Annotated in this window: 22 protein-coding genes and 1 pseudogene; 11 read left to right on the top strand and 12 right to left on the bottom strand. The window is 64.1% G+C overall.

Annotated features, from left to right (window positions below):
• The first annotated feature begins 26 nt into the window (after window positions 1–26).
• Entirely contained in the window at window positions 27–470 is a 444-nt protein-coding gene (locus tag WDB71_RS08265; RefSeq protein WP_341501106.1) for a DUF4826 family protein, read from the top strand.
• Between the two features lie 30 nt (window positions 471–500).
• Here WDB71_RS08265 and WDB71_RS08260 read toward each other — a convergent pair whose 3' ends face one another.
• From WDB71_RS08260 to WDB71_RS08235, 6 genes are all read right to left on the bottom strand, one after another.
• Window positions 501–1,640 (bottom strand): cupin domain-containing protein, encoded by a 1,140-nt coding sequence (locus tag WDB71_RS08260; RefSeq protein WP_341501105.1) that lies wholly within the window; start codon window positions 1,638–1,640, stop codon window positions 501–503.
• Between the two features lie 124 nt (window positions 1,641–1,764).
• Window positions 1,765–3,132 (bottom strand): adenylosuccinate lyase, encoded by a 1,368-nt coding sequence (gene purB, locus WDB71_RS08255; RefSeq protein WP_341501104.1) that lies wholly within the window; start codon window positions 3,130–3,132, stop codon window positions 1,765–1,767.
• A gap of 16 nt (window positions 3,133–3,148) precedes the next feature.
• Entirely contained in the window at window positions 3,149–3,754 is a 606-nt protein-coding gene (gene hflD, locus WDB71_RS08250) for a high frequency lysogenization protein HflD (RefSeq protein WP_341501103.1), read from the bottom strand.
• Entirely contained in the window at window positions 3,751–4,866 is a 1,116-nt protein-coding gene (gene mnmA / locus WDB71_RS08245; RefSeq protein WP_341501102.1) for a tRNA 2-thiouridine(34) synthase MnmA, read from the bottom strand. Before mnmA ends, hflD begins: the two co-directional genes overlap by 4 nt.
• A 53-nt stretch (window positions 4,867–4,919) precedes the next feature.
• Window positions 4,920–5,345, bottom strand: coding sequence for an NUDIX hydrolase (locus WDB71_RS08240; protein ID WP_341501101.1), 426 nt, complete (start codon window positions 5,343–5,345; stop codon window positions 4,920–4,922).
• Window positions 5,342–5,977 carry a pseudouridine synthase gene (locus WDB71_RS08235; protein WP_341501100.1) on the bottom strand — a complete coding sequence of 212 codons (636 nt, stop codon included), beginning with the start codon at window positions 5,975–5,977 and terminating at the stop codon, window positions 5,342–5,344. The genes WDB71_RS08240 and WDB71_RS08235 overlap by 4 nt, the downstream gene beginning before the upstream one ends.
• Before the next feature lie 239 nt (window positions 5,978–6,216).
• Between WDB71_RS08235 and WDB71_RS08230 the strand changes: the two genes are divergently transcribed.
• Window positions 6,217–8,445, top strand: a complete 2,229-nt coding sequence (locus tag WDB71_RS08230; protein ID WP_341501099.1) for an NADP-dependent isocitrate dehydrogenase — start codon at window positions 6,217–6,219, stop codon at window positions 8,443–8,445.
• A 97-nt stretch (window positions 8,446–8,542) separates the two neighbouring features.
• On the opposite strand, the gene cspD is transcribed toward WDB71_RS08230, so the two are convergent.
• The gene (cspD, locus tag WDB71_RS08225; protein ID WP_341501098.1) at window positions 8,543–8,758 is read right to left on the bottom strand and encodes a cold shock domain-containing protein CspD; all 216 of its coding nucleotides are present in this window, start codon (window positions 8,756–8,758) and stop codon (window positions 8,543–8,545) included.
• A 185-nt stretch (window positions 8,759–8,943) separates the two neighbouring features.
• On the opposite strand from cspD, the gene clpS reads away from it, so the two are divergent.
• Window positions 8,944–9,258, top strand: coding sequence for an ATP-dependent Clp protease adapter ClpS (gene clpS, locus WDB71_RS08220; RefSeq protein ID WP_341501097.1), 315 nt, complete (start codon window positions 8,944–8,946; stop codon window positions 9,256–9,258).
• A 31-nt stretch (window positions 9,259–9,289) separates the two neighbouring features.
• Window positions 9,290–11,485, top strand: a pseudogene (gene clpA / locus WDB71_RS08215) (ATP-dependent Clp protease ATP-binding subunit ClpA); the annotation flags it as partial.
• Between the two features lie 110 nt (window positions 11,486–11,595).
• Here the strand turns inward: clpA and infA are convergent.
• The 5 genes from infA to ald form a co-directional block, all read right to left on the bottom strand.
• On the bottom strand, window positions 11,596–11,814 hold the full coding sequence (gene infA / locus WDB71_RS08210; RefSeq protein WP_341504161.1) for a translation initiation factor IF-1: 219 nt from the start codon (window positions 11,812–11,814) through the stop codon (window positions 11,596–11,598).
• A 46-nt stretch (window positions 11,815–11,860) separates the two neighbouring features.
• Complete coding sequence (locus WDB71_RS08205) at window positions 11,861–12,592, bottom strand: arginyltransferase (RefSeq protein ID WP_341504160.1); 732 nt, start codon at window positions 12,590–12,592, stop codon at window positions 11,861–11,863.
• Window positions 12,582–13,295 (bottom strand): leucyl/phenylalanyl-tRNA--protein transferase, encoded by a 714-nt coding sequence (gene aat, locus WDB71_RS08200; protein ID WP_341504159.1) that lies wholly within the window; start codon window positions 13,293–13,295, stop codon window positions 12,582–12,584. The genes WDB71_RS08205 and aat overlap by 11 nt, the downstream gene beginning before the upstream one ends.
• Before the next feature lie 77 nt (window positions 13,296–13,372).
• On the bottom strand, window positions 13,373–14,329 hold the full coding sequence (gene trxB / locus WDB71_RS08195) for a thioredoxin-disulfide reductase (RefSeq protein ID WP_341504158.1): 957 nt from the start codon (window positions 14,327–14,329) through the stop codon (window positions 13,373–13,375).
• 104 nt (window positions 14,330–14,433) lie between these two features.
• Window positions 14,434–15,552, bottom strand: a complete 1,119-nt coding sequence (gene ald / locus WDB71_RS08190; RefSeq protein ID WP_341504157.1) for an alanine dehydrogenase — start codon at window positions 15,550–15,552, stop codon at window positions 14,434–14,436.
• Between the two features lie 132 nt (window positions 15,553–15,684).
• On the opposite strand from ald, the gene lrp reads away from it, so the two are divergent.
• The 7 genes from lrp (at window position 15,685) to WDB71_RS08155 (ending at window position 23,143) form a co-directional block, all read left to right on the top strand.
• Window positions 15,685–16,176, top strand: coding sequence for a leucine-responsive transcriptional regulator Lrp (gene lrp, locus WDB71_RS08185; protein WP_341504156.1), 492 nt, complete (start codon window positions 15,685–15,687; stop codon window positions 16,174–16,176).
• 86 nt (window positions 16,177–16,262) lie between these two features.
• Window positions 16,263–18,728, top strand: a complete 2,466-nt coding sequence (locus tag WDB71_RS08180) for a DNA translocase FtsK 4TM domain-containing protein (RefSeq protein ID WP_341504155.1) — start codon at window positions 16,263–16,265, stop codon at window positions 18,726–18,728.
• Between the two features lies 1 nt (window position 18,729).
• Window positions 18,730–19,338, top strand: coding sequence for an outer membrane lipoprotein chaperone LolA (gene lolA / locus WDB71_RS08175; protein WP_341504154.1), 609 nt, complete (start codon window positions 18,730–18,732; stop codon window positions 19,336–19,338).
• Complete coding sequence (locus tag WDB71_RS08170; protein WP_341504153.1) at window positions 19,335–20,681, top strand: replication-associated recombination protein A; 1,347 nt, start codon at window positions 19,335–19,337, stop codon at window positions 20,679–20,681. The genes lolA and WDB71_RS08170 overlap by 4 nt, the downstream gene beginning before the upstream one ends.
• Before the next feature lie 21 nt (window positions 20,682–20,702).
• Entirely contained in the window at window positions 20,703–21,989 is a 1,287-nt protein-coding gene (serS, locus tag WDB71_RS08165; protein WP_341504152.1) for a serine--tRNA ligase, read from the top strand.
• Between the two features lie 46 nt (window positions 21,990–22,035).
• Window positions 22,036–22,866, top strand: a complete 831-nt coding sequence (gene nadE / locus WDB71_RS08160; protein ID WP_341504151.1) for an ammonia-dependent NAD(+) synthetase — start codon at window positions 22,036–22,038, stop codon at window positions 22,864–22,866.
• Window positions 22,859–23,143 carry a GIY-YIG nuclease family protein gene (locus WDB71_RS08155; RefSeq protein ID WP_341504150.1) on the top strand — a complete coding sequence of 95 codons (285 nt, stop codon included), beginning with the start codon at window positions 22,859–22,861 and terminating at the stop codon, window positions 23,141–23,143. The genes nadE and WDB71_RS08155 overlap by 8 nt, the downstream gene beginning before the upstream one ends.
• Window positions 23,144–23,148 lie beyond the last annotated feature (5 nt).

The following is a 23,148-nucleotide window of genomic DNA, read 5'->3' as shown; positions in this document are numbered from 1 at the left end:
CACGCTGTAACACTGTGGTAACCGAGATGGCAGAAGAACAAAAGACGCTGAGCCCCGAAGAGCGCCAGCAACGCGAACAGGCCTGGATCCGCGAGAGCTTCCAGAAGGCCAATGGCCACCTGGCCTCCAAGGGGATCCTGCCCCAGAAGGTCAAGCAGACCGAGAGCCGCTTCCTGGCCCCCCTGGTTTCCCTGTGGCGGATCACCGCCAAGGTCGAAGGCCATATCAAGGATTTCTGGGTCATTTCCGGCGATCTGCCCACGGATCACGTGGAAGTCAATGCCGCCGGCGATGCCCGCGAGGCCCTGCGCCACTTCTCCATGCAATGGCAGCTCAAGGCCGAGAACATCATGCGCGGCCCCCAGGCCAAGGATGAGGTGCAGGTCAAGTTCGCCAACATGCTGGTGCACCGTGGCGAGATCCTCTACCGCCTCTTCGAGGATGACAGGCTCTGGGGCCAGCAGGCCTGACAGCAAAAACCCGCCGACCGGCGGGTTTTTTTATGGCTCAGGGAAATACCAGTAGCCGGCGTTGACCAGTTGCGCCAGGGTGGTGAGGGCGCCGGTGCTGGCCAGCAGATCGCTGATGTCGTCGTGGCTCAGCTGCTCCCGGTTGGCCAGGGCCTGCACGCCCTTCTCGCAACCCGCGTCGAAACGGATCGCCTCGCCGTCCAGGTAGAGGGTGGTGGCGTTGCCGGCCAGGTAGAGGGTACGGGCACCGGGCAGGCGGTGGAGGCGCTCGCCCTCCAGCAGTGCGGCCTGGATGTCGTCCGGGCCGTATTCGGGCTCGGGGGGCGCCAGATCCAGCTCGTGCTTGGCTTCCGACAGGTAGCGGCCCAGGAAGTCGTAGAGCTTGTCTTCGTCCTCCAGGGTGGTCTGCAGCACCGCCTTGAGGCGCTTGAGCTCGCTGCGCTGGATCTCGCCGGGATCCCTGCGGGGCAGCAGATCGGGATCGGCGTAGCGGTCATTGAAGCATTCGTGGTCGATGGCGTAGTCGGCCAGCTTGGTGAGCAAGTCCCGCCCCGACGGGGCCCGGAAACCCACAGAGTAGTTCAGGGACGGCGCCAGGGCCCAGCCTTCGTGGGGAAAGCCGGGGGGAATGTAGAGGATGTCGCCGGGCTCGAGCTCGGCGTCGATGAGCGCCTCCTCGAAGGGCTCCACCTGCAGCAGGCTGGGGTGGGGCAGCTTGCTCTTGAGCGGCTGCCTGTCGCCCACCCGCCAGTGGCGGCGGCCTGAGCCCTGGATGATGAAGACGTCGTACTGATCCAGGTGCGGCCCGACACCGCCACCGGGCACAGAGAAGCTGACCATGAGGTCGTCGATGCGCCAGTTGGGGATGAAGCGGAAGGGGCTCATCAGGGCATTGGCGTCTTCCAACCAGTGATCAACGGCCTGCACCAGCAGGGTCCAGTCCCGGTCGGCGGTGGGGAACTGCTCGAAGGGGCCGTGTTCCACCTGCCAGTCGTCGCCCGTCCTGGCCACCAGGCGGGATTCGACGTCGGCCTCCATGGCCAGGCCGGCCAGCTCGTCGGCGTCCAGGGGATCCTGGAAATCGCTGAAGCCGGCGCGGATCAGGCAGGGCCGTTTTTGCCAGTAGTCCTTGAGGAAGGCGTCGGTACCGCCGGGAAAGTTGATTGTCATGGAGCGTCTCTGTCTCGAAATGGTTATGCCGGCAATGATGCCAGAGGCTGGGGCCAAGTCCCATCGGCTTGGCCTAAGTATAAGAAAAGGCGGCCGAAGCCGCCTTGTTCACCCTGAGCCCTGATCAGGCTTCGCGGGTCAGACGCTCGGCGATGCCGAGGTAGTTGTCGGGGCGCAGGGCCTTGAGGGCGACCTTGACCTCGTCGGGCAGGGCCAGGCCGTCGATGAAGGCGTGCATGCCGGCCTGGTCGACGCGGCGGCCGCGGGTCAGCTCCTTGAGCTTCTCGTAGGGCTTCTCGATGCCGTAGCGGCGCATCACGGTCTGGATGGGCTCGGCCAGCAGCTCCCAGTTCTGGTTCAGCTCGTCCAGCAGGCTCTGCTCGTTCACCTCCAGCTTGGAGATGCCCTTGAGGCTGGCCTCGTAGGCGATCACGGAGTGGGCCATGCCCACGCCCAGGTTGCGCAGCACTGTGCTGTCGGTCAGGTCGCGCTGCCAGCGGGATACCGGCAGCTTGGCGGCCAGGTGATCGAAGACGGCGTTGGCGATCCCCAGGTTGCCTTCGGAGTTTTCGAAGTCGATGGGGTTGACCTTGTGGGGCATGGTGGAGGAGCCGATCTCGCCCGCAATCGTTTTCTGCTTGAAGTGACCCAAGGCGATGTAGCCCCAGACATCCCGGTCGAAGTCGATCAGTATGGTGTTGAAGCGGGCCACGGCGTCGAACAGCTCGGCGATGTAGTCGTGGGGCTCGATCTGGGTGGTGTACTTGTTCCAGGTCAGGCCCAGCTGGCTGACGAAGCGCTCGGACAGGGCCGGCCAGTCCACGTTGGGGTAGGCGCTGTAGTGGGCGTTGAAGTTGCCCACGGCGCCGTTGATCTTGCCGAGCATCTCCACGGCGGCGATCTGGGCACGCTGGCGCTCCAGGCGGATGGCGACGTTGGCCATCTCCTTGCCCATGGTGGTGGGGGAGGCGGGCTGGCCGTGGGTACGGGCCATCATGGGCACGGCGACATATTTGTCGGCCAGCTCGCGGATGGCGGCGATCAGCCGGTCGCAGTAGGGCAGGATCACCTGGTCGCGGCCTTCGCTCAGCATCAGGCCGTGGGACAGGTTGTTGATGTCCTCGCTGGTGCAGGCGAAGTGGATGAATTCGCTGATGGCGGCCAGCTCGGCGTTGCCTTCAACCTTCTCCTTCAGGAAGTATTCCACGGCCTTGACGTCGTGGTTGGTGGTGCGCTCGATGTCCTTGATGCGCTGGGCATCTTCAACGGAGAAATCGGCGACGATGGCGTTGAGGGCGGCGTTGGCCGCGTCTGACAGGGCCGGGACTTCCTCGATGCCGGCCTCGGCGGCCAGCATCTGCAGCCAACGGACCTCGACCTGGACCCGATACTTGATCAGACCAAACTCGGAAAAGATCGGACGCAGGGCTTGGGCCTTGCTGCCGTAGCGACCGTCAACGGGGGAGATGGCGGTCAGCGCTGTCAGTTCCATTCAGGACTCCTTGAATTCACGCGAGATAGGCTTTGGCCTCGTTGACCATGGCGCTACGGGAGAACAGCAGCTGCAGCCGCCGCCCTCCCAGCTGGCGCCAGAGCACGGCGGCGCGGATGCCGCCCAGAAGGGCGGCCCGAACCTGGTGCTGGTTGAGGCTCTGTTGCAGATACATGGGGGAACCAGCCACCTGGACCTTGGGGCCCAGGGGGCTGATCAGTTCGGAATAGATGTCGGCCAGGTTAGCCAGGACCTTGTCGTCCTCCAGGCCATAGTGGCTGACCTGGCGCTTGACCTGGTTGATGCGCTCGGACAGCAGCGACAACACGTCCTTGCGCTTGGCCAGCCGGCGCTCCAGGGTCAGCAGGCCCACCAGGTAGCGGGTCAGCTCGGGATCCCGGTTGCCGTTGGCATTGCTCATCAGCTCGATGAGCATCTGGTGGCCCAGGCGCAGGCCGTTGTCGCCGTAGACCTCGGCCGGGCTCTGGGGATCGGTGACCAGGATGCCGCCCAGCAGCGCCTTGAGGGCCTGCTGGGCGCACTGGCCCTGGCGGGCTATCTGCTGCACCAGGGTCACGGCCTGGCAGATGGCGGCGAAGGCCTGGGTACGGTAGCCGTTCATTGGCCGTCCCTCAGGTAGCAGTCGATGATGCCGCCGCCGAGGCATACCTCGCCGTCGTAGAAGACGGCGCTCTGGCCCGGGGTGACCGCCGCCTGGGGCTCGTCGAAGTCGACCCGCAGCGTGCCGTCGGCCTGGGGGGTGACCAGGCAGGGGATGTCGGTCTGCCTGTAGCGGGTCTTGACGGTGAGCCGGGCCGGCGCCTGGGGACCGGTGCGGTCAACCCAGTGCAGCTGGGTGGCGATGAGGCCGTCGGAGAACAGCAGCGGGTGATCGTGGCCCTGGGCGACGATCAGCACGTTGCGCTTGAGGTCCTTGTCAACCACGTACCAGGGATCGTCGCCGGCGTTCTTCATGCCGCCGATGCCAAGGCCCTTGCGCTGGCCCAGGGTGTGGTACATCAGGCCCTCGTGGCGGCCGATGATCTCGCCCTGGGGGGTCTCGATGTCACCGGGCTGGGCCGGCAGGTACTGTTTGAGGAAATCGCGGAACTTGCGCTCGCCGATAAAGCAGATGCCGGTGCTGTCCTTCTTCTTGGCGGTGATGAGACCCTGCTCCTCGGCGATGCGGCGCACCTCGGGCTTCTCCAGCTCGCCGACCGGGAACAGGGTCTGGGCCACGTGCTCTTCGCCCAGCGTGTAGAGGAAGTAGGACTGGTCCTTGTTGGCGTCCAGGCCGCGCAGCATCTGGCAGTGGCCGTCCTTTTCCCGGCGGCGCACATAGTGGCCGGTGGCGATGTAGTCGGCGCCCAGGGCCTCGGCGGCGAAGTTCAGGAAGGCTTTGAACTTGATTTCCTTGTTGCACATGATGTCCGGATTGGGGGTCCGGCCGGCCTTGTACTCGTCCAGGAAATACTCGAAGACGTTGTCCCAGTATTCGGCGGCGAAGTTGACCTTGTGCAGCTCGATGCCCAGCTTGTCGCAGACCGCCTGCGCGTCGGCCATGTCTTCGGCGGCGGCGCAGTATTCGTCATTGTCGTCTTCTTCCCAGTTCTTCATGAACAGGCCTTCCACCTGGTAGCCCTGCGCCTTGAGCAGGTAGGCGGAAACGGATGAATCGACGCCGCCGGACATGCCGACGATAACCTTGATGTCTGAGTTGGGCTTGGCTGTCATGAACTCCACTTACGTCTCGAAGCGCCAGAAAGTGCGCGCATTGTAGCAAAAGCCTAGGGCTGGCGCAGCACGGACAGGGGGTATCGATGGCCCTGTTCGAAATCCTCGATACAGGTCCTGACCAGGGGGCTGCGAAGGGGCCAGGACGCCAGCTGGTCCAGGGTCAGCCAGTGGCAGGCCAGGATGTCGCCGTCCTGGGGGTTGACCTCGACGACCTTTGGCAATTCGGCGAAGAAGGTGTGGCGCAGGAAGCACTTGTGGGGCAGAGCGTAGCGGTAGATCCCCACCAGGCCCTGGGGGTCGAGGCTGAGCCCGGTTTCCTCAAGGAGCTCCCTTTTCGCGCCGGCGATCAGGCTTTCGCCCGGCTCCAGGTGACCGGCCGGCTGGTTGAGGGTGGCCAGGCCGTCGATGTCTTCTTCCACGAACAGGTAACGGTCGCCGGCCTTTACCACCCAGGCCAGGGTCGGTGCCCAGATCATTTCAAGGCCTCGTCCGGGTCGAGTTCAAGGTACTGGCCGGGCTGCAGATCGCCCAGGTTCAGTTTGCCGATGGCCATGCGCACCAGGCGCAGGGTGGGAAAGCCAATGTGAGCGGTCATGCGCCTGACCTGGCGGTTACGGCCCTCGGTGATCCGGATCTCCAGCCAGGTGGTGGGAATGGACTTTCGAAAGCGCACCGGCGGGTTTCGCGCCCAGAGCCCGGGCTCGGGGATGACGCGCACCCTGGCCGGCAGGGTGGGACCGTCCTTGAGTTCGACGCCCTTTCTGAGCGGCTCAAGGTCGGCGTCCGTGGGCGCCCCTTCCACCTGCACATAGTAGGTCTTGGCGGTCTTCTTGCCGGGCTGGGTCAGGCGGGCGTTGAGCTTGCCGTCATTGGTCAGCACCAAGAGCCCCTCGCTGTCCCTGTCCAACCGGCCCGCCGCATAGATGCCCTTGATGGGCACGAAGTCGGCCAGGGTCTGGCGGCCGTCGCCGTCCGTGAACTGGCAGAGCACGTCGAAGGGCTTGTTGAACAGCACCAGCTTGCGCTCGGCCAGGGCCGGCCGCTGGAGGGCCTTGCGGGCCGGGCGGCGGCTTCTTCCTTGGACTCTGGCGGGACGGGGTCTGGGCAAGGGGCGTCTCCTGGCAATCAAAGGCGGCAAGACTAGCACCAGCGGCCGCCGTTAAAAAGCCCCGGCGCCGGGCCGGGCTGGTCGGACGGGCGAATCGTTTACGCAAGGGCGAATTCTGCCCCATTGCTGGTATAATCCGGCCTGCTTTTCATCGGAGGCAGTGCGGTTCGGGTCCGAAACCCGCCGTGCTCGCGGCTTCAGAAAGCGCGATTCGCCTCATCAAAGTTAGGAAGAAAAACATGACCACAGGCAAGTCGAAGATCATCTACACCATCACGGACGAAGCGCCGGCCCTGGCGACCCAGTCCCTGCTGCCCATCATCCAGGCCTATGCCGGCAAGGCCGGTGTCGAGGTCGATACCAGGGATATCTCCCTGGCCGGTCGTATCATCGCCAACTTCCCCGAGTACCTGAGCGAAGAGCAGCGCATCGGTGACGCCCTGGCCGAGCTGGGCGAACTGGCCAAGACCCCGGACGCCAACATCATCAAGCTGCCCAACATCAGCGCCTCCATTCCCCAGCTGCAGGCCGCGATCAAGGAACTGCAGGCCAAGGGCTACCAGCTGCCGGATTACCCCGCCGAGCCCAAGAACGACGAAGAGAAGGCCATCAAGGCCAGGTACGACAAGATCAAGGGCAGCGCCGTGAACCCGGTATTGCGCGAGGGTAACTCCGACCGCCGCGCCCCGGCCTCCGTCAAGCAGTATGCCCGCAACAACCCCCATTCCATGGGTGCCTGGGCCAAGGACTCCAAGTCCCACGTGGCCAGCATGAGCGAAGGCGATTTCTACGGCTCCGAGCAGTCCACCACCATTGCCAAGGCCACCGACGTACGCATCGAGCTGGCCCAGGACAACGGCGAAGTTGTGGTGCTCAAGGACAAGGTCTCGCTGCTGGACGGCGAGATCATCGACGCCGCCGTGATGAGCAAGAATGCCCTGCGTGCCTTCCTGGCCGAGCAGATCAATGATGCCAAGGCCAAGGGCGTGCTGTTCTCCCTGCACATGAAGGCCACCATGATGAAGGTGTCCGACCCCATCATCTTCGGCCACGCCGTGACCGTGTTCTACAAGGACGTGTTCGAGAAACACGCCGCCACCTTCGAGAAGCTGGGTGTGGATCCCAACAACGGTATCGGTGACGCCTATGCCAAGCTCCAGCAGCTGCCGGAGGCTGAAAAGGCCGCCATCGAGGCCGATCTGGCCGCCGTCTACGACAGCGCCCCGGATCTGGCCATGGTCGACTCCGACCGCGGCATCACCAACCTGCACGTGCCCTCCGATGTCATCATCGACGCCTCCATGCCGGCCATGATCCGCAGCTCCGGCCAGATGTGGAACAAGGACGGCAAGCAGCAGGACACCAAGGCGGTGATCCCCGATCGCAGCTACGCCGGCGTCTACCAGGAGACCATCGATTTCTGTAAGGAAAACGGTGCCTTCGATCCCCGCACCATGGGTACCGTGCCCAACGTCGGCCTGATGGCCCAGAAGGCCGAGGAATACGGCTCCCACGACAAGACCTTCGAGATCCCCGCCAAGGGCGTGGTCAAGGTCATCGACGCCGACGGCACCGTGCTGCTGCAGCACAATGTCGAAGCCGGCGACATCTGGCGCATGTGCCAGGTCAAGGACGCCCCCATCCAGGATTGGGTCAAGCTGGCCGTCAACCGCGCCCGTGCCACTGGTACCCCGGCGGTGTTCTGGCTGGACAAGAACCGTGCCCACGACGCCGAGCTTATCAAGAAGGTGGAAGCCTACCTGCCCCAGCACGACACCAGCGGCCTGGAGCTGCACATCATGAGCCCGGTGGAAGCCACCCGCTTCTCCCTCAAGCGCATGAAGGACGGCCAGGACACCATTTCCGTGACCGGCAACGTGCTGCGTGATTACCTGACCGATCTGTTCCCCATCCTGGAGCTGGGCACCAGCGCCAAGATGCTGTCCATCGTGCCGCTGATGAACGGCGGTGGCCTGTTCGAGACCGGTGCCGGCGGCTCCGCGCCCAAGCACGTGCAGCAGTTCGAGAAGGAAAACCACCTGCGCTGGGATTCCCTGGGTGAATTCCTGGCCCTGGCCGCCTCCCTGGAGCACCTGGCCGACTTTGCCGGCAACGCCAAGGCCAAGGTCCTGGCCGAGGCCCTGGACAAGGCCACCGGCCAGTTCCTGGAGAACAACAAGTCCCCGTCCCGCAAGGTGAACGAGCTGGACAACCGTGGCAGCCACTTCTACCTGGCCATGTACTGGGCCCAGGCCCTGGCTGCCCAGGACGACGATCAGGAGCTAAAAGTGGCCTTCACCAAGCTGGCCGAGACCCTGGCCGCCAACGAGGCCAAGATCGTTGACGAGCTCAACGGCGCCCAGGGCGTGGCCATGGACATCGGCGGCTACTACCAGCCCGATGCCGAGCTGGCCGCCAAGGCCATGCGCCCCAGCCAGACCCTCAACGAGGCCCTGGCCGCCCTGTAAGGGGCAGCGCAAAGAAAAATGCCGGTCTTTCGACCGGCATTTTTTTGTCTCTGGAAGTTCCGGCGCCCGTTGGGGCCGAACCTCAATGGATCTAAGGCTACCGTTCGCCTTCCCGCGCCTTGATGTTCTGGGCGTGGTATCCCTTGGGGCCCTGGGTCATCTCGAACTCCACTTCCTGACCGGCCTTGAGTGTCCGATAGCCGTCCATCTGGATGGTGGAGTAGTGGGCAAAAACGTCCTCACCGCCGCCCTGGGGGCAGATGAATCCAAAACCCTTTGCGTTGTTAAACCACTTCACTGTTCCGGTAGCCATACATCCTATCCTGTTTGTTTCGTCCACATCGCAACCGGTACCGCCCGTTTGGGTGGTGGGCCGGCCCGCCTCAAAGTACAATTTAGTGAAGAAAATCATTGAGTCAAGAATTTTTAACAGCGCATTAACAAAAATGCCTGTCTTCTTGACGACGTTAATAAATTTGCAGCTAAGACTTGAAAACGATGGCAGGCAGTACCGATATTCAACATAAGGAGAAGACGCAGACGGCCGAGCCGGCCCTGAAACGTCCTCCCATGTACAAGGTCGTACTCAACAACGACGACTACACGCCCATGGATTTTGTCGTGGAAGTGTTACAGCGTTTTTTCAACATGGACACGGAGAAGGCCACACAGATCATGCTGGCCGTGCATTACCAGGGAAAGGGGGTGTGCGGCATATTTACGGCGGAGATCGCAGAAACCAAGGTCGCACAGGTGAATCGTTACGCCAGAGAGCACGAACACCCGTTGTTGTGTACCATGGAAGAAGCATAACCGCCGCGAGTTGTAACCATAGGGGGCGCCCATGCTGAACAAAGATCTCGAGCAAAGCCTTAACGGAGCCTTTCGCCGTGCCCGCGCCGAGCGGCACGAGTTCCTGACCGTTGAGCACCTGCTGCTGGCCCTGCTGGACAACAGCGCCGCTGCCGAGGCCCTGGTGGCCTGTGGCGGTGACCTGCAGCAACTGCGCGACGAGCTGGAAGGCTTCGTTGCCGACACCACGCCCCGCATTCCCCAGGATGACAGCGAACGGGAGACCCAGCCGACCCTGGGCTTCCAGCGCGTGCTGCAGCGGGCGGTATTCCACGTACAGAGCTCCGGCCGTGATGAGGTCAATGGCGCCAATGTGCTGGTGGCCATCTTCGGCGAACAGGAGAGCCAGGCCGTCTACATCCTGCGCAAGGCCGACATCTCTCGGCTGGACGTGGTCAACTACATCTCCCACGGCATCGGCAAGGGTGAGGAAGAGCCCCTGGGGCTGAACAATGAACAGGAAGAGGCCGGCGAGGAAGATTCGGAACGCCTGCTGGACAACCTCACCGTCAACCTCAACAGGCTGGCCGAGAAGGGCAAGATAGATCCGCTGATCGGCCGCGAGGTCGAGCTGGACAGGACCATCCAGGTGCTGTGCCGGCGCCGCAAGAACAACCCGCTGTTCGTGGGCGAGGCCGGGGTGGGCAAGACCGCCATCGCCGAGGGCCTGGCCAAGCGCATCGTCGACGGCGAGGTGCCGGAGCTTATCGGCAACGCCACCGTCTATTCACTGGACATGGGGGCGCTGCTGGCCGGCACCAAGTACCGGGGCGATTTCGAGAAGCGCTTCAAGTCCCTGATCAAGGAGCTCCAGGACGAAGAGGGCGCCGTGCTCTTCATCGACGAGATCCACACCATCATAGGTGCCGGGGCCGCCTCCGGCGGCCAGACCGACGCCTCCAACCTGATCAAGCCGCTGCTGGCCTCGGGCAACCTGCGCTGCATGGGCTCCACCACCTACCAGGAATACCGGGGCATCTTCGAAAAGGACAGGGCCCTGGCCCGCCGCTTCCAGAAGATCGACATCACCGAGCCGTCCATCGCCGATACGGTGAAGATCCTCCAGGGCCTCAAGGGCCACTACGAAGAGCACCATGACGTGCGCTATACCCAGGGGGCCCTGAAGGCGGCGGCCGAGCTGTCCGCCAAGTACATCAACGAGCGCCATCTGCCGGACAAGGCCATAGACGTCATCGACGAGGCCGGCGCCCGGGCGCGGTTGCTGCCCAAGCGCCGCAAGACGGTCAACGAGGCCGATATCGAGTCGGTGGTGGCCCGCATGGCGCGGATCCCGGAAAAATCCGTGTCCAGCTCCGACAAGGACGTGCTGGCCAACCTGGATCGCAACCTCAAGCTGGTGGTGTTCGGCCAGGATCAGGCCATCGACGCCCTGACCGCCTCCATCCGCCTGGCGCGGGCCGGCCTGGGCACCGAACACAAGCCGGTGGGCTCCTTCCTGCTGGCCGGTCCCACCGGGGTCGGCAAGACCGAGGTGACCCAGCAGCTGGCCCGGCAAATGGGGGTGGAGCTGGTTCGTTTCGACATGTCGGAATACATGGAGCGCCACACCGTCTCAAGGCTGATCGGTGCGCCCCCGGGCTATGTGGGCTATGACCAGGGCGGCCTGCTCACCGAGGCGGTGATCAAGCAGCCCCATTCGGTGGTGCTGCTGGATGAGATAGAGAAGGCCCACCCGGACGTGTTCAACCTGCTGCTGCAGGTGATGGACAACGGCACCCTGACTGACAACAACGGCCGCAAGGCGGACTTTCGCAACGTGATCCTGGTGATGACCACCAACGCCGGGGTGCGGGAAACCGAGCGCAAGAGCATGGGCTTCAAGACGGTGGACCATGACGACAACGCCCTGGAGGAGATCAACAGGGTGTTCTCACCGGAGTTCCGTAACCGCCTGGACGGCATCGTCTGGTTCAATCACCTCAGCCCCACCGTCATCGCCCAGGTGGTGGACAAGTTCCTCACCGAGCTCCAGGCCCAGCTGGACGGCCGCGGCGTGTCGCTGGAGGTGGACGCCGAGGCCAAGACCTGGCTGGCGGAGAAGGGCTACGACCGCAGCATGGGTGCCCGGCCCATGGCCAGGGTGATCCAGGAACACCTCAAGAAGCCGCTGGCCAACGAGCTGCTGTTCGGTGCCCTCACCGAAGGGGGCAGGGTACTGGTCAGCGTCAGGGACGGGGAGCTGACCCTGGATTGCCAGGGCCAGACCGCAGACGCCACCACCTGAGCAGGCGAATAGAAAAAGCCCGGCCATCTGGCCGGGCTTTTTGATTTCGCTGCTTAACGGGAGCGGAAGACGATGCGACCCTTGGTCAGGTCGTAGGGCGTCAGCTGAACGGTGACGGTGTCACCGGTCAGGATGCGGATGTAGTTTTTCCGCATCTTGCCGGAAATGTGTGCAGTAACCACGTGGCCGTTTTCCAGCTCGACGCGGAACATGGTGTTGGGCAGGGTTTCCAGGATGGTACCCTGCAGCTCAATCACGTCTTCTTTCGCCATTAAGTGCAAAACCTCAAGTAACCGATAAATCGGCGCCGATCTTGCCTTAACCAGGCGGCGCTGTAAAGCATTGGTCGAAACGAAACCAGCGCCCGGCGATGAATCGCTCGTGGGGGCAGTAGCTGGTCTTGTAGTTCATCTTGCTGCATTCCTCGATATGGTAGCCCAGGTAGAGCCACTGTTTGCCGAGCTCCCGGGCCAGTTGCCATTGCTTGAGTATGGCCAGTTTACCCAGGGAACGCCTGGGCAGTTCGGGGCTGAAGAAAGTGTAAAGGGCCGACAGGCTGTTGGCCGTGATATCGGTGATGGCGCAGGCGGCCAGCTCGTCCTTGATGTAAAGGTCCAGTAAGGTCAGCGGCATCCAGCTGGCCTTGGCGAAGCGCTCCAGCTGAGCCCGGGACGGGGGATACATGCCGCCTTCGCGATGCCTGGCCTCGATATAGGCGCAGTAGAGGGCGAAATGGCGGTCGTCCAGCTCGTCGGAAAGCCGCAATTCAACATCACGGTTTTTGCTCAGGATCCGCCGCTGGCCCCGGTCCGGCTCGAAGGCGGACACGTCCAGGCGCAGCGATTCACAGGCGGTACAGCCAGGACAATGGGGCCGGTAGACGTCGTCGCCGTTACGGCGAAAGCCCAGCCCCAGCAGCGCCTCGTAATGGGGCAGATCCATGGGGGACTCGGTGATCACCAGCAACTGCTCGTCCTGCTTCGGCAGATAGGAGCAGGGGAAGGGCTTGGTGAGGCCGCAGTAGAGGCCCTTGAGCAGGTTAGCCGACATGGTGGAGCTCCTGGGGCAGCCAGGCGTCCGGCTGCACGGTGCCGTCCCTAAGGGCGGCCAGCAGATCCAGGAACTGGCCCCTGGGGATCTCGAGCACGCCCAGGGAGGCCAGGTGGGGGTTCATCAGCTGGCAGTCGATGAGTTGGGTGCCGACGGCGGCCAGGTGCTGGTGCAGCATCACGAAGGCCGCCTTGGAGGCATTGGAGCGGCGGTGGAACATGGACTCACCGCAGAAGATCTTGCCGATGGCGACGCCATAGAGACCGCCCACCAGTTCGTCGTCCAGCCAGACCTCCAGGGAATGGGCCAGCCTGAGCTGGTGCAGCTGGATATAGGCGGCCCGCATCAGGGGGCTCAGCCAGGTGCCCTGCTGCTCCTTTCTCGGGGCGCTGCAGCCGTCCAGCACCTGGGTAAAGGCCCTGTTGAGGGTATAGCGGTAGGGGGTCTTGCGCAGCCACTTGGCCAGGCTGCGTGACAGGTAGACGTCGCCCGGTCGCGCCACGGCGCGGGGATTGGGCGACCACCACAGTATGGGCTCGCCCGGGTTGAACCAGGGGAAGATCCCCAGACGGTAGGCGGACATCAAACGTGTCGGCGACAGATCACCCCCAAAAGCCAACAGTCCATTGGGCGAATCCAGTGCCGTGATCGGATCTGGAAAGAGACAGGGGTTTTCCGGTAATTCAGGTAGCGCTATGGTCATCGGCGTTAACCAAAAAACGAAAAGCCCATAGAAAAGTGTAAGCCAGAACAAAAAGGGCCGCTAAGCGGCCCCCTTGTTCAGTCCTGGAGGCTGTCCAGGAAGCGCTCGGCGTCCAGGGCCGCCATGCAGCCGCTGCCGGCGGAGGTGATGGCCTGGCGGTAGACATGGTCCATGACGTCGCCGGCGGCGAACACGCCGGGTACCGAGGTCTGGGTGGCGTTGCCTTCCAGGCCGCTCTGGACCTTGAGGTAGCCGTCCTTCATCTCCAGCTGGCCGGCGAAGATGTCGGTGTTGGGCTTGTGGCCTATGGCCACGAACACCCCGGCCAAAGCCAGCTCTTCGGTGCTGTCGTCCTGGGTGGACTTGATGCGCATGCCGGTGACGCCCATGTCGTCGCCCAGCACCTCGTCCAGGGTGCGGTTCAGGTGCAGGATGATCTTGCCTTCCTCCACCTTCTTCATCAGGCGGTCGACCAGGATCTTCTCGGCGCGGAAGGTTTCGCGGCGGTGCACCAGGTGGACTTCTGAGGCGATGTTGGCCAGGTACAGGGCCTCTTCGACGGCGGTGTTGCCGCCACCGATCACGGACACCTTCTGGTTGCGGTAGAAGAAACCGTCGCAGGTGGCACAGGCGGAGACGCCGCGGCCCTGGAAGGCGGTCTCGGACTCCAGCCCCAGGTACTTGGCGGAGGCGCCGGTGCAGATGATCAGGGCATCGGCGGTGAACTGATGGCTGTCACCCTTGAGCCTGAAGGGACGCTCGGACAGATCCACTTCGTTGATGTGATCGAAGATGATCTCGGTGTTGAAGCGCTCGGCATGCTTCTGCATGCGCTCCATCAGGGCCGGGCCGGTCAGATCCTCGGCGTCGCCGGGCCAGTTCTCAACCTCAGTGGTGGTGGTCAGCTGGCCACCCTGTTGCATGCCGGTCACCAGGACGGGCTGCAGGTTGGCGCGGGCGGCGTATACGGCGGCGGTATAACCGGCCGGGCCCGAGCCCAGGATCAACAGGCGGCAGTGCTTGACGTTGCTCATCATTTCTCCGACGTCTAATTCAAAATGCCTTGGCATTCTAGGTAAAAGGCCGCCAACAAAAAACCCCCGCGGGTGCGGGGGTTTATCGATTGGCGCAATCGGCCTTAGCCGTTGAGGGCGCTGGCGGCGTCCACGAAGGGCAGGCCGTGGGCTTCGGCCACTTCCTTGCAGGTGATCTGACCATGGATCACGTTCAGGCCGGCCAGCAGGTGCTTGTCTTCCTGCAGGGCCTGCTTGTAGCCCTTGTTGGCCAGCTTGATGATGTAGGGCAGGGTGGCGTTGTTCAGGGCGAAGGTGGAGGTCCTGGCCACGGCGCCCGGCATGTTGGCCACGCAGTAGTGCACCACGTCATCGACGATGTAGGTGGGCTCGGCGTGGGTGGTGGCCTTGGAGGTTTCGAAGCAACCGCCCTGGTCGATGGCCACGTCCACGATGGCGGCACCTGTCTTCATGCGCTTGATGTGGTCGGCGGTGACCAGCTTGGGCGCGGCGGCACCGGGGATCAGCACGGCACCGATGACCAGGTCGGCTTCCAGCACGTGGCGCTCCAGGGCGTCGACAGTGCTGTAGACCACCTTGGCGCGGCCCTGGAACTCGGAGTCCAGGCGACGCAGGGTGTCGATGTTGCGATCCAGGATGGTGACGTCGGCGCGCAGGCCCACGGCCATGCGGGCAGCGTTGGAGCCGACCACACCACCACCGATCACGACCACCTTGGCCGGATCCACGCCCGGGACGCCGCCCAGCAGCATGCCGCGGCCACCCTTGGATTTTTCCAGGGCCAGGGCGCCGGCCTGGATGGACATGCGACCGGCCACTTCGGACATGGGGGCCAGCAGGGGCAGGCCGCCCTTGTCGTCGGTGACGGTCTCGTAGGCGATGGCCACACACTTGGACTTGACCAGATCTTCGGTCTGAGGCAAGTCCGGGGCCAGGTGCAGGTAGGTGAACAGCAGCTGGCCTTCACGCAGGCGGACACGCTCTTCGGCCAGGGGCTCCTTGACCTTGACGATCATCTCGGCCTTGGCGAAAACGTCGTCGGCGGTGGGCAGGATCTGGGCACCGGCGGCGATGTAGTCTTCGTCGGTGAAGCCGATGCCGGCGCCGGCATTGGTTTCAACAAAGACTTGGTGGCCGTGGCCGATCACTTCGCGGACGCTGGCCGGCACCATGCCGACGCGGTATTCGTGGTTCTTAATCTCTTTAGGTACACCGATGATCATCGCTGTTTTCCTTATATTCAGGCAGTGGTTGAATTTGGTCGCTAGTATAGGTAGCAGTTCAGAGAATGAGTTGCTTTTTTTAGGCAAAAAACAGTATTTTGCTCTGATTCACGCCAAGCAAAAAGTGGATTTATGCTACCCAAGGCGCGCAAGCCGACGAAAGAACTGGACAGGATCGACCGCAATATCCTGATAGAGCTGCAAAACGACGGCCGCATCTCCAACGTGGAACTCTCCAGGCGCGTCGGTCTTAGCCCAACCCCTTGTCTGGAAAGGGTTAAACGCCTGGAGCGGGACGGCTATATCCAGGGCTACACGGCCATCATCAACCCCAGGTTCCTGGGCTCGGCGCTGCTGGTATTCGTGGAGGTAACCCTGGACCGGACCTCCTCCGATATCTTCGACGACTTCACCCAGGCGGTGCAGAAGCTGGACATCATCCAGGAGTGCCACCTGGTCTCTGGTGATTTCGACTACCTGCTCAAGACCCGGGTAGCCGATATGTCTGCCTATCGCGAGCTGTTGGGGGAAACCCTGCTGCGCCTGCCCGGGGTCAAGGAGACCCGTACCTATGTGGTTATGGAAGAAGTCAAAAACCAGGCCAAGGTACTGATTGAGAATTAGGGCTGTTATCATGGCCCGACAGTAATAAGAGACGGTCAGCGCATTCCATATAAGACCGCCGCATTTCGTTTCAGGGAGTATTGAACTTGACCGAGCGTAACGAGCTCAGATCCTTATCCGGCGTTCAGCGCCTGCTCGAAGCGGGGCTGGTGGTGAGTACCCTGTTTTCCCTTTTCCTGCTGATCGCCCTGTTCAGCTTCCACCCGGCCGATCCGGGCTGGTCCCAGACCGGGGTGCCGGGCGAGATCCGCAATGCCGCCGGCACCATTGGCGCCTGGCTGGCCGACATCCTGTTCTTTGGCCTGGGGCTGCTGGCCTACCCGCTGCCGCTGCTGATGGCCCTGGCCGGCTGGGTGATGTTCCGCCATTACCGGGCCCTGGTCAGCATCGACTACCTGGCCGTGGCCCTGCGCCTCATCGGCGTGGTGCTGGCGGTGCTGGGCTTTACCGGCATCGCCAGCATCCATTTTGCCGATCTGCACACCTATTCCGCCGGCGGCCTGCTGGGCGACCTCATGGCCAGTGCCCTGCAGCCCTGGTTCAACTTCGTCGGCACCCTGATCATCCTGCTGGCCATGATCGCCATGGGCGTCACCATGATCACCGGCCTGTCCTGGGTGGCCCTGGTGGATCGCCTGGGCGCCGCCACCATAGCCGGCGGCCAATGGTTCCTGGACCGCTTCCGTGACGGCGTCGATGTCAGCCTGCCCAGGCCCAGCCTGCCGCGCTTTGGCCGCCGTAACGACGAGGCCGAAGCCGATGAGGTCGAGGCCGGTGAAGAGGTCGAGTTCCTGGCCGAAGAGGCGCCGAAAACGCCGCAGCGCCGGGAAGAGCCCAGCCTGTTTGCCGCCGAGCCCGAGCTTCCTGCCCTGAGCGCCCTGGACGACGAACCCAGGGCGGCGCGGGAAGAGCCGGTGCTGTCCTGGTCCGCCGACGAGCAAGAGGACCGGGAGGAAGAACTGGATCTGCCCTGGCTGGATGAAGCCTCGGCCCCGGCGCCGGTCAAGCCCAAACCGGCCCAAAGCGGCCAGGCCCTGGCCGCCGTTGCCGAAGCGCCGGCCGAGCCTTTCCCGTCCATGAACCTGCTGGACAGGCCGGACAAGAACCGCAATCCCATCACAGAGGAAGAGCTGGAGCAGGTCTCCCGGCTGGTGGAGGCCAAGCTGGCCGACTTCAACATCCAGGCCACGGTGGTGGACGTGCACCCGGGCCCGGTGATCACCCGTTTCGAGCTGGATCTGGCGCCCGGCGTCAAGGTCTCCAAGATCAGCAACCTGTCCAAGGATCTGGCCCGGGCCCTGTCGGCCATTTCCGTGCGGGTGGTGGAAGTGATCCCCGGCAAGTCGGTGATCGGCCTGGAAGTGCCCAACCAGCACCGTGAGGTGGTGTACCTGTCCGAGGTCATCAACAACAGGCAGTTTGAAGAGGCCGACTCGCCCCTGACCATGGTGCTGGGCAAGGACATTGCCGGCAATTCGGTGGTGGTGGATCTGGCCAAGATGCCGCACCTGCTGGTGGCCGGTACCACGGGCTCCGGTAAGTCCGTGGGCGTCAACGTCATGCTGGTGTCGCTACTGTACAAGAGCGCCCCGGAAGACGTGCGCCTGATCATGATCGACCCCAAGATGCTGGAGCTGTCGGTCTACGAGGGCATCCCCCACCTGCTCACCGAGGTGGTCACCGACATGAAGGACGCCGCCAATGCCCTGCGCTGGTGCGTGGGCGAGATGGAGCGCCGCTACAAGCTGATGTCGCTGATGGGGGTGCGTAACCTCAAGGGCTATAACAAGAAGATCAAGGACGCCATCGCCGCCGGCCAGCCCATCAAGGATCCGCTCTGGAACCAGGCCCAGTCCATGGAGCTGGAGGCGCCGGATCTGGAGCCCATGCCCCGCATCGTGGTGGTGGTGGACGAGTTCGCCGACATGATGATGATAGTGGGCAAGAAGGTGGAAGAGCTCATCGCCCGCATCGCCCAGAAGGCGAGGGCGGCCGGCATCCACCTGATCCTGGCCACCCAGCGCCCGTCCGTGGACGTGATAACCGGCCTCATCAAGGCCAACATCCCCACCCGCATCGCCTTCCAGGTGTCCAGCAAGATAGACTCGCGCACCATACTGGATCAGCAGGGCGCCGAGAGCCTGCTGGGCCAGGGCGACATGCTCTACCTGCCGCCGGGCACCGGGGTGCCGACCCGGGTCCACGGCGCCTTTGTCGACGACCACGAGGTGCACAAGGTGGTGGAGGACTGGAAGAAGCGCGGCAAGCCCCAGTACATCGACGCCATCCTGAGCGGCGAGGTGACCCAGGAGACCCTGCTGCCGGGCGAACAGCTCGAGGACGACGCCGAGAAGGATCCCCTCTACGACGAGGCGGTGGCCTTCGTCATCGAGAGCCGCCGCGGCTCCATCTCCAGCGTCCAGCGCAAGCTCAAGATCGGCTACAACAGGGCCGCCCGCCTCATTGAACAGATGGAAATGGCCGGTGTCGTATCTGCACCTGGCCACAACGGCAACAGGGACGTCCTGGTGCCGAGCCCGACCGGAGATTGATATGCACAAGACCCTGATCGCCCTGCTGCTGGGCCTGGCCATGCCGGCCAGCGCCACCACCGCCGCCGACGTCCTCAAGAGCAGGCTGGCGGCCCTGGGCAGTTTCAGCGCCGATTTCAGCCAAAGGGTGACGGACGCCGACGGCAACCTGGCCATGGAAGCCAGCGGCACCATGGCGGTGAGCCGGCCCCAGAAGCTGTACTGGCACACCCAGAGCCCGGACGAGACCCTGCTGATCTCCAGCGGCGACACCCTCTGGCTGTACAACCCCTTCGTGGAGCAGGTCACCCTCTATTCGCCCCGGGACGCCGTGGGCCGCACCCCCATGCTGCTGCTGTCCAGCCAGGACGAGGCCATCTGGGCCCAGTTCCGCATCGAGTCCCGGGGTGACGATTTCACCATCAGGCCCATGGAGGAAGAGGGCGCCTATGTCACCGCCCTGACGGTGCGCTTCGACGGCGAGCGGGTCGAGGGCCTGACCATCCAGGATGCCTCCGGCCAGCGCAACGAGGTCCGCTTTGAGGGCTTCCAAAGCCCCATGGCAGACAACCCGGCCATCCGCTTCGAGTTCACCCCGCCACAGGGGGTGCTGGTCGACGATCAGCGATGAGCAGCCTCAGCCTGGATTTCGGTGACGGCCCCCAGGCCCCCCTGGCGGCGCGCATGCGGCCTGTGGTGCTGGACGAATACGTGGGCCAGCAGCACCTGCTGGGCCCGGGCAAGGGCCTGCGCAAGGCCATAGAGGCGGGCCGGGTTCATTCCATGATCCTCTGGGGCCCCCCCGGCACCGGCAAGACCACCCTGGCCGAGCTGGTGGCCCATTACTGTGATGCCGAGGTGGAGCGCATCTCCGCCGTCACCAGCGGCGTCAAGGACATCCGCCAGGCCATCGACAACGCCAAGGCCCGTCAGCGCAAGACGCTGCTGTTCGTGGACGAGGTGCACCGCTTCAACAAGGCCCAGCAGGACGCCTTCCTGCCCCATATCGAGGACGGCACCGTCATCTTCATCGGTGCCACCACCGAGAATCCTTCCTTCGAGCTGAACGGGGCCCTGCTGTCCCGGGCCAGGGTCTACCTGCTCAAGTCCCTGGAGGAAGACGATCTGCTGGGACTGCTGAGACGGGCCCTGAGCGATCCCCGGGGCCTGCCGGGCTTTAAGGCCTCGGATCAGGCCCTGGCCAGGATCGCCCGCCTGGCCGGCGGCGACGCCCGCAAGTCCCTCAACTACCTGGAGCTGCTGTCCGACATGGCCGAGGACAAGGTCATAGAAGAGGGGCTTATCGGCGAGGTGCTGGGCCGCCAGGTGAGCCGCTTCGACAAGGGCGGCGACCGCTACTACGACATGATCTCGGCGGTGCACAAGTCCATCCGCGGCTCGGCCCCGGACGCGGCCCTGTACTGGTATTGCCGCATGCTGGAGGGGGGCTGCGATCCCCTCTACGTGGCAAGGCGGCTGCTGGCCATCGCCTCCGAGGACATCGGCAACGCCGATCCCCGGGCCCTGACCCTGGCCCTCAATGCCTGGGACACCTTCACCCGGGTCGGCCCGGCGGAAGGGGAGCGGGCCATTGCCCAGGCCATCCTCTACCTGGCGGCGGCGCCCAAGTCCAACGCCGTGTACACCGCCTTCAACCAGGCCAGGCAGGAGGCCAGGGAGCTGCCGGACTACGAGGTGCCGGTGCACCTGCGCAACGCCCCCACCAAGCTGATGAAGGAACTGGGCCACGGCGCCGAATACCGCTACGCCCACGACGAGCCCGGCGCCTACGCCGCAGGCGAGAACTATTTCCCGCCCGAGCTCAAGGACAGGCGCTACTATTTCCCCTCCAACCGGGGCCTGGAGGCCAAGATCGCCGACAAGCTCGACTACCTGCGCCAGCGCGACGCCCAAAGCCCGCAGCGGCGCTACTTTGGCCCCGAGCCATCTGGTACACTGCCCCAAGACGACTAAGGACATCACGACAGAAGTCTCATGCTGGATAACAAATACCTCAGAAACGAACTCGAAGAGACCGCCCGCCGCCTGGCCACCCGTGGCTTTGAACTGGACGTGGCCCGCATCCAGGCCCTGGAGGAAAAGCGCAAGGACCTGCAGGTCCGCACCCAGGAGCTGCAGAGCGAGCGCAACAGCCGCTCCAAGGCCATAGGCCAGGCCGCCCGCAACGGTGAAGACATCGCGCCCCTGAAGGCCGCCGTCAATGACATCAACGCCCAGCTGGACGCCGCCAAGGCCGAGCTGGACGAGCTGCTGGCCGAGCTGCAGTCCCTGGCCCTGGCCATTCCCAACCTGCCCCACGAGTCCGCGCCCGTGGGCAGGGACGAGGCCGACAACGTCGAGATCCGCCGCTGGGGCAGCCCCAGAACCTTCGATTTCGAGGTCAAGGATCATGTGGATCTGGGCCAGAGCCTGGCCGGCCTGTCCTTCGAGGACGGCGTCAAGCTGTCCGGCTCCCGTTTCGTGGTGATGCGCGGCGAGCTGGCCAAGCTGCACCGGGCCCTGACCCAGTTCATGCTGGACCTGCACACCGAGCAGCACGGCTACCAGGAAGTCTATGTGCCTTACCTGGTCAATGAGGACAGCCTCTACGGCACCGGCCAGCTGCCCAAGTTCGGCGAGGATCTGTTCAACATCAAGCCGGCCACCGAAGAGAAGCAGCACCTGAGCCTGATCCCCACCGCCGAGGTGCCGGTCACCAACCTGGTGCGCGGCGAGATCCTCGAGGCCGAGCAGCTGCCGCTGAAGATGACCGCCCACACCCCCTGCTTCCGCTCCGAGGCGGGCTCCTACGGCAAGGACACCCGCGGCCTCATTCGCATGCACCAGTTCGACAAGGTGGAGCTGGTGCAGATAGTCCACCCCGAGCGTTCCTTCGAGGCCCTGGAAGAGCTGACCGGCCATGCCGAAACCGTGCTGCAGAAGCTGGGCCTGCCGTACCGCACCGTGGTGCTCTGTACCGGCGACATGGGCTTCGGCGCCACCAAGACCTACGACATCGAGGTCTGGCTGCCGGCCCAGGACACCTACCGGGAGATCTCCAGCTGCTCCAATGTCGGCGACTTCCAGGCCAGGCGCATGCAGGCCCGTTTCCGTAACCCCCAGACCGGCAAGCCCGAGCTGGTGCATACCCTGAACGGCTCCGGCCTGGCGGTGGGCCGCACCCTGGTGGCCATCATGGAAAACTACCAGACCAAGGACGGCCGCATCGAGGTGCCAGAGGTACTGCGCCCCTACATGGGCGGCAAGAGCCACATCGGTTAAGGTCAAGCGCCAGCGTCAGCTGGCGTTTTCTTGAGAGGACAACACTATGGAAGCCCAGATCCGCCACGAAATGCGGGTACTGCCCGAGATCGACGCCGAGCTCGAGATCCGTCGCCGGGTCGATTTCATCAAGCGCCAGCTCCAGGCCAGCGGTTGCCAAAGCCTGGTGCTGGGGATCAGCGGTGGCGTCGACTCCACCACCTGTGGCCGCCTGGCCCAGCTGGCCGTGGACGAGCTGAACCGGGAAACCGCCAGCAACAACTACCAGTTCATCGCCGTGCGCCTGCCCTATGGCGAGCAGCAGGACGAGGACGAGGCCCAGCTGGCCATCCGCTTCATCCAGCCCACCCATGCGGTCAGCGTCAACGTCAAGGCCGGTGTCGACGGCCTGCACGAGGCCACCCACGACGCCCTGGCCCACACCGGCCTGGTGCCCGAGTGCGAGATGACCAAGGATTTCGTCAAGGGCAACGTCAAGGCCCGGGCCCGCATGGTGGCCCAGTACGAAATAGCCGGCCTGGTCCGTGGCCTGGTGCTGGGCACCGACCACAGCGCCGAGAACATCACCGGCTTCTTCACCAAATGGGGGGACGGCGCTTGCGATCTGGCGCCGCTGTTCGGCCTGTCCAAGCGCCAGGTGCGCCAGCTGGCCGCCACTCTGGGCGCGCCGGATCTGCTGGTGGGCAAGGTGCCGACCGCGGATCTGGAATGCCTGGCGCCCCAGAAGGCCGACGAGGCGGCCCTGGGCCTGACTTACGACGAGATAGACGACTTCCTGGAAGGCAAGCCGGTCACCGATAGGGTCCGCGACCGCCTGGTGCAGATCTACCTCAACACCCAGCACAAGCGCAGGCCCATCCCCACCCCCTATGACTGAGTGGTCCCTGTACCTGGTGCGCATGAAGGGCGGCCAGCTCTACACCGGGATCACCACGGACGTGGCACGCCGCTTTGCCGAACACCAGGGCGGCGGTGCCCGTGCCGCCCGGGCCCTGAGGGGCAAGGGCCCCCTGAGCCTGGCCTTCCAGGCGGTGGTGGGCGCCAGGGGCCAGGCGCTGTCATTGGAGTACAGGGTAAAGGCCCTGCCCAAGCGCCAGAAGGAGGCGCTGATCGCCGGGACCTTGCGCCTTGACGACATAAAAAAACCGGCCTAGGCCGG

It is taken from the genome of Gallaecimonas sp. GXIMD4217 (assembly GCF_038087665.1).
Lineage (GTDB): Bacteria > Pseudomonadota > Gammaproteobacteria > Enterobacterales > Gallaecimonadaceae > Gallaecimonas.
This window is presented reverse-complemented; position numbering and strand designations above follow the sequence as displayed.

What these genes read in the sequence shown, in the direction of transcription:
- WDB71_RS08265 (WP_341501106.1), top strand. Translation starts at nt 27, where the DNA reads ATGGCAGAAGAACAAAAGACGCTGAGCCCCGAAGAGCGCCAGCAACGC.
- WDB71_RS08260 (WP_341501105.1), bottom strand. Translation starts at nt 1,640, where the DNA reads ATGACAATCAACTTTCCCGGCGGTACCGACGCCTTCCTCAAGGACTAC.
- purB (WP_341501104.1), bottom strand. Translation starts at nt 3,132, where the DNA reads ATGGAACTGACAGCGCTGACCGCCATCTCCCCCGTTGACGGTCGCTAC.
- hflD (WP_341501103.1), bottom strand. Translation starts at nt 3,754, where the DNA reads ATGAACGGCTACCGTACCCAGGCCTTCGCCGCCATCTGCCAGGCCGTG.
- mnmA (WP_341501102.1), bottom strand. Translation starts at nt 4,866, where the DNA reads ATGACAGCCAAGCCCAACTCAGACATCAAGGTTATCGTCGGCATGTCC.
- WDB71_RS08240 (WP_341501101.1), bottom strand. Translation starts at nt 5,345, where the DNA reads ATGATCTGGGCACCGACCCTGGCCTGGGTGGTAAAGGCCGGCGACCGT.
- WDB71_RS08230 (WP_341501099.1), top strand. Translation starts at nt 6,217, where the DNA reads ATGACCACAGGCAAGTCGAAGATCATCTACACCATCACGGACGAAGCG.
- cspD (WP_341501098.1), bottom strand. Translation starts at nt 8,758, where the DNA reads ATGGCTACCGGAACAGTGAAGTGGTTTAACAACGCAAAGGGTTTTGGA.
- clpS (WP_341501097.1), top strand. Translation starts at nt 8,944, where the DNA reads ATGGCAGGCAGTACCGATATTCAACATAAGGAGAAGACGCAGACGGCC.
- infA (WP_341504161.1), bottom strand. Translation starts at nt 11,814, where the DNA reads ATGGCGAAAGAAGACGTGATTGAGCTGCAGGGTACCATCCTGGAAACC.
- WDB71_RS08205 (WP_341504160.1), bottom strand. Translation starts at nt 12,592, where the DNA reads ATGTCGGCTAACCTGCTCAAGGGCCTCTACTGCGGCCTCACCAAGCCC.
- aat (WP_341504159.1), bottom strand. Translation starts at nt 13,295, where the DNA reads ATGACCATAGCGCTACCTGAATTACCGGAAAACCCCTGTCTCTTTCCA.
- trxB (WP_341504158.1), bottom strand. Translation starts at nt 14,329, where the DNA reads ATGAGCAACGTCAAGCACTGCCGCCTGTTGATCCTGGGCTCGGGCCCG.
- ald (WP_341504157.1), bottom strand. Translation starts at nt 15,552, where the DNA reads ATGATCATCGGTGTACCTAAAGAGATTAAGAACCACGAATACCGCGTC.
- lrp (WP_341504156.1), top strand. Translation starts at nt 15,685, where the DNA reads ATGCTACCCAAGGCGCGCAAGCCGACGAAAGAACTGGACAGGATCGAC.
- lolA (WP_341504154.1), top strand. Translation starts at nt 18,730, where the DNA reads ATGCACAAGACCCTGATCGCCCTGCTGCTGGGCCTGGCCATGCCGGCC.
- WDB71_RS08170 (WP_341504153.1), top strand. Translation starts at nt 19,335, where the DNA reads ATGAGCAGCCTCAGCCTGGATTTCGGTGACGGCCCCCAGGCCCCCCTG.
- serS (WP_341504152.1), top strand. Translation starts at nt 20,703, where the DNA reads ATGCTGGATAACAAATACCTCAGAAACGAACTCGAAGAGACCGCCCGC.
- nadE (WP_341504151.1), top strand. Translation starts at nt 22,036, where the DNA reads ATGGAAGCCCAGATCCGCCACGAAATGCGGGTACTGCCCGAGATCGAC.
- WDB71_RS08155 (WP_341504150.1), top strand. Translation starts at nt 22,859, where the DNA reads ATGACTGAGTGGTCCCTGTACCTGGTGCGCATGAAGGGCGGCCAGCTC.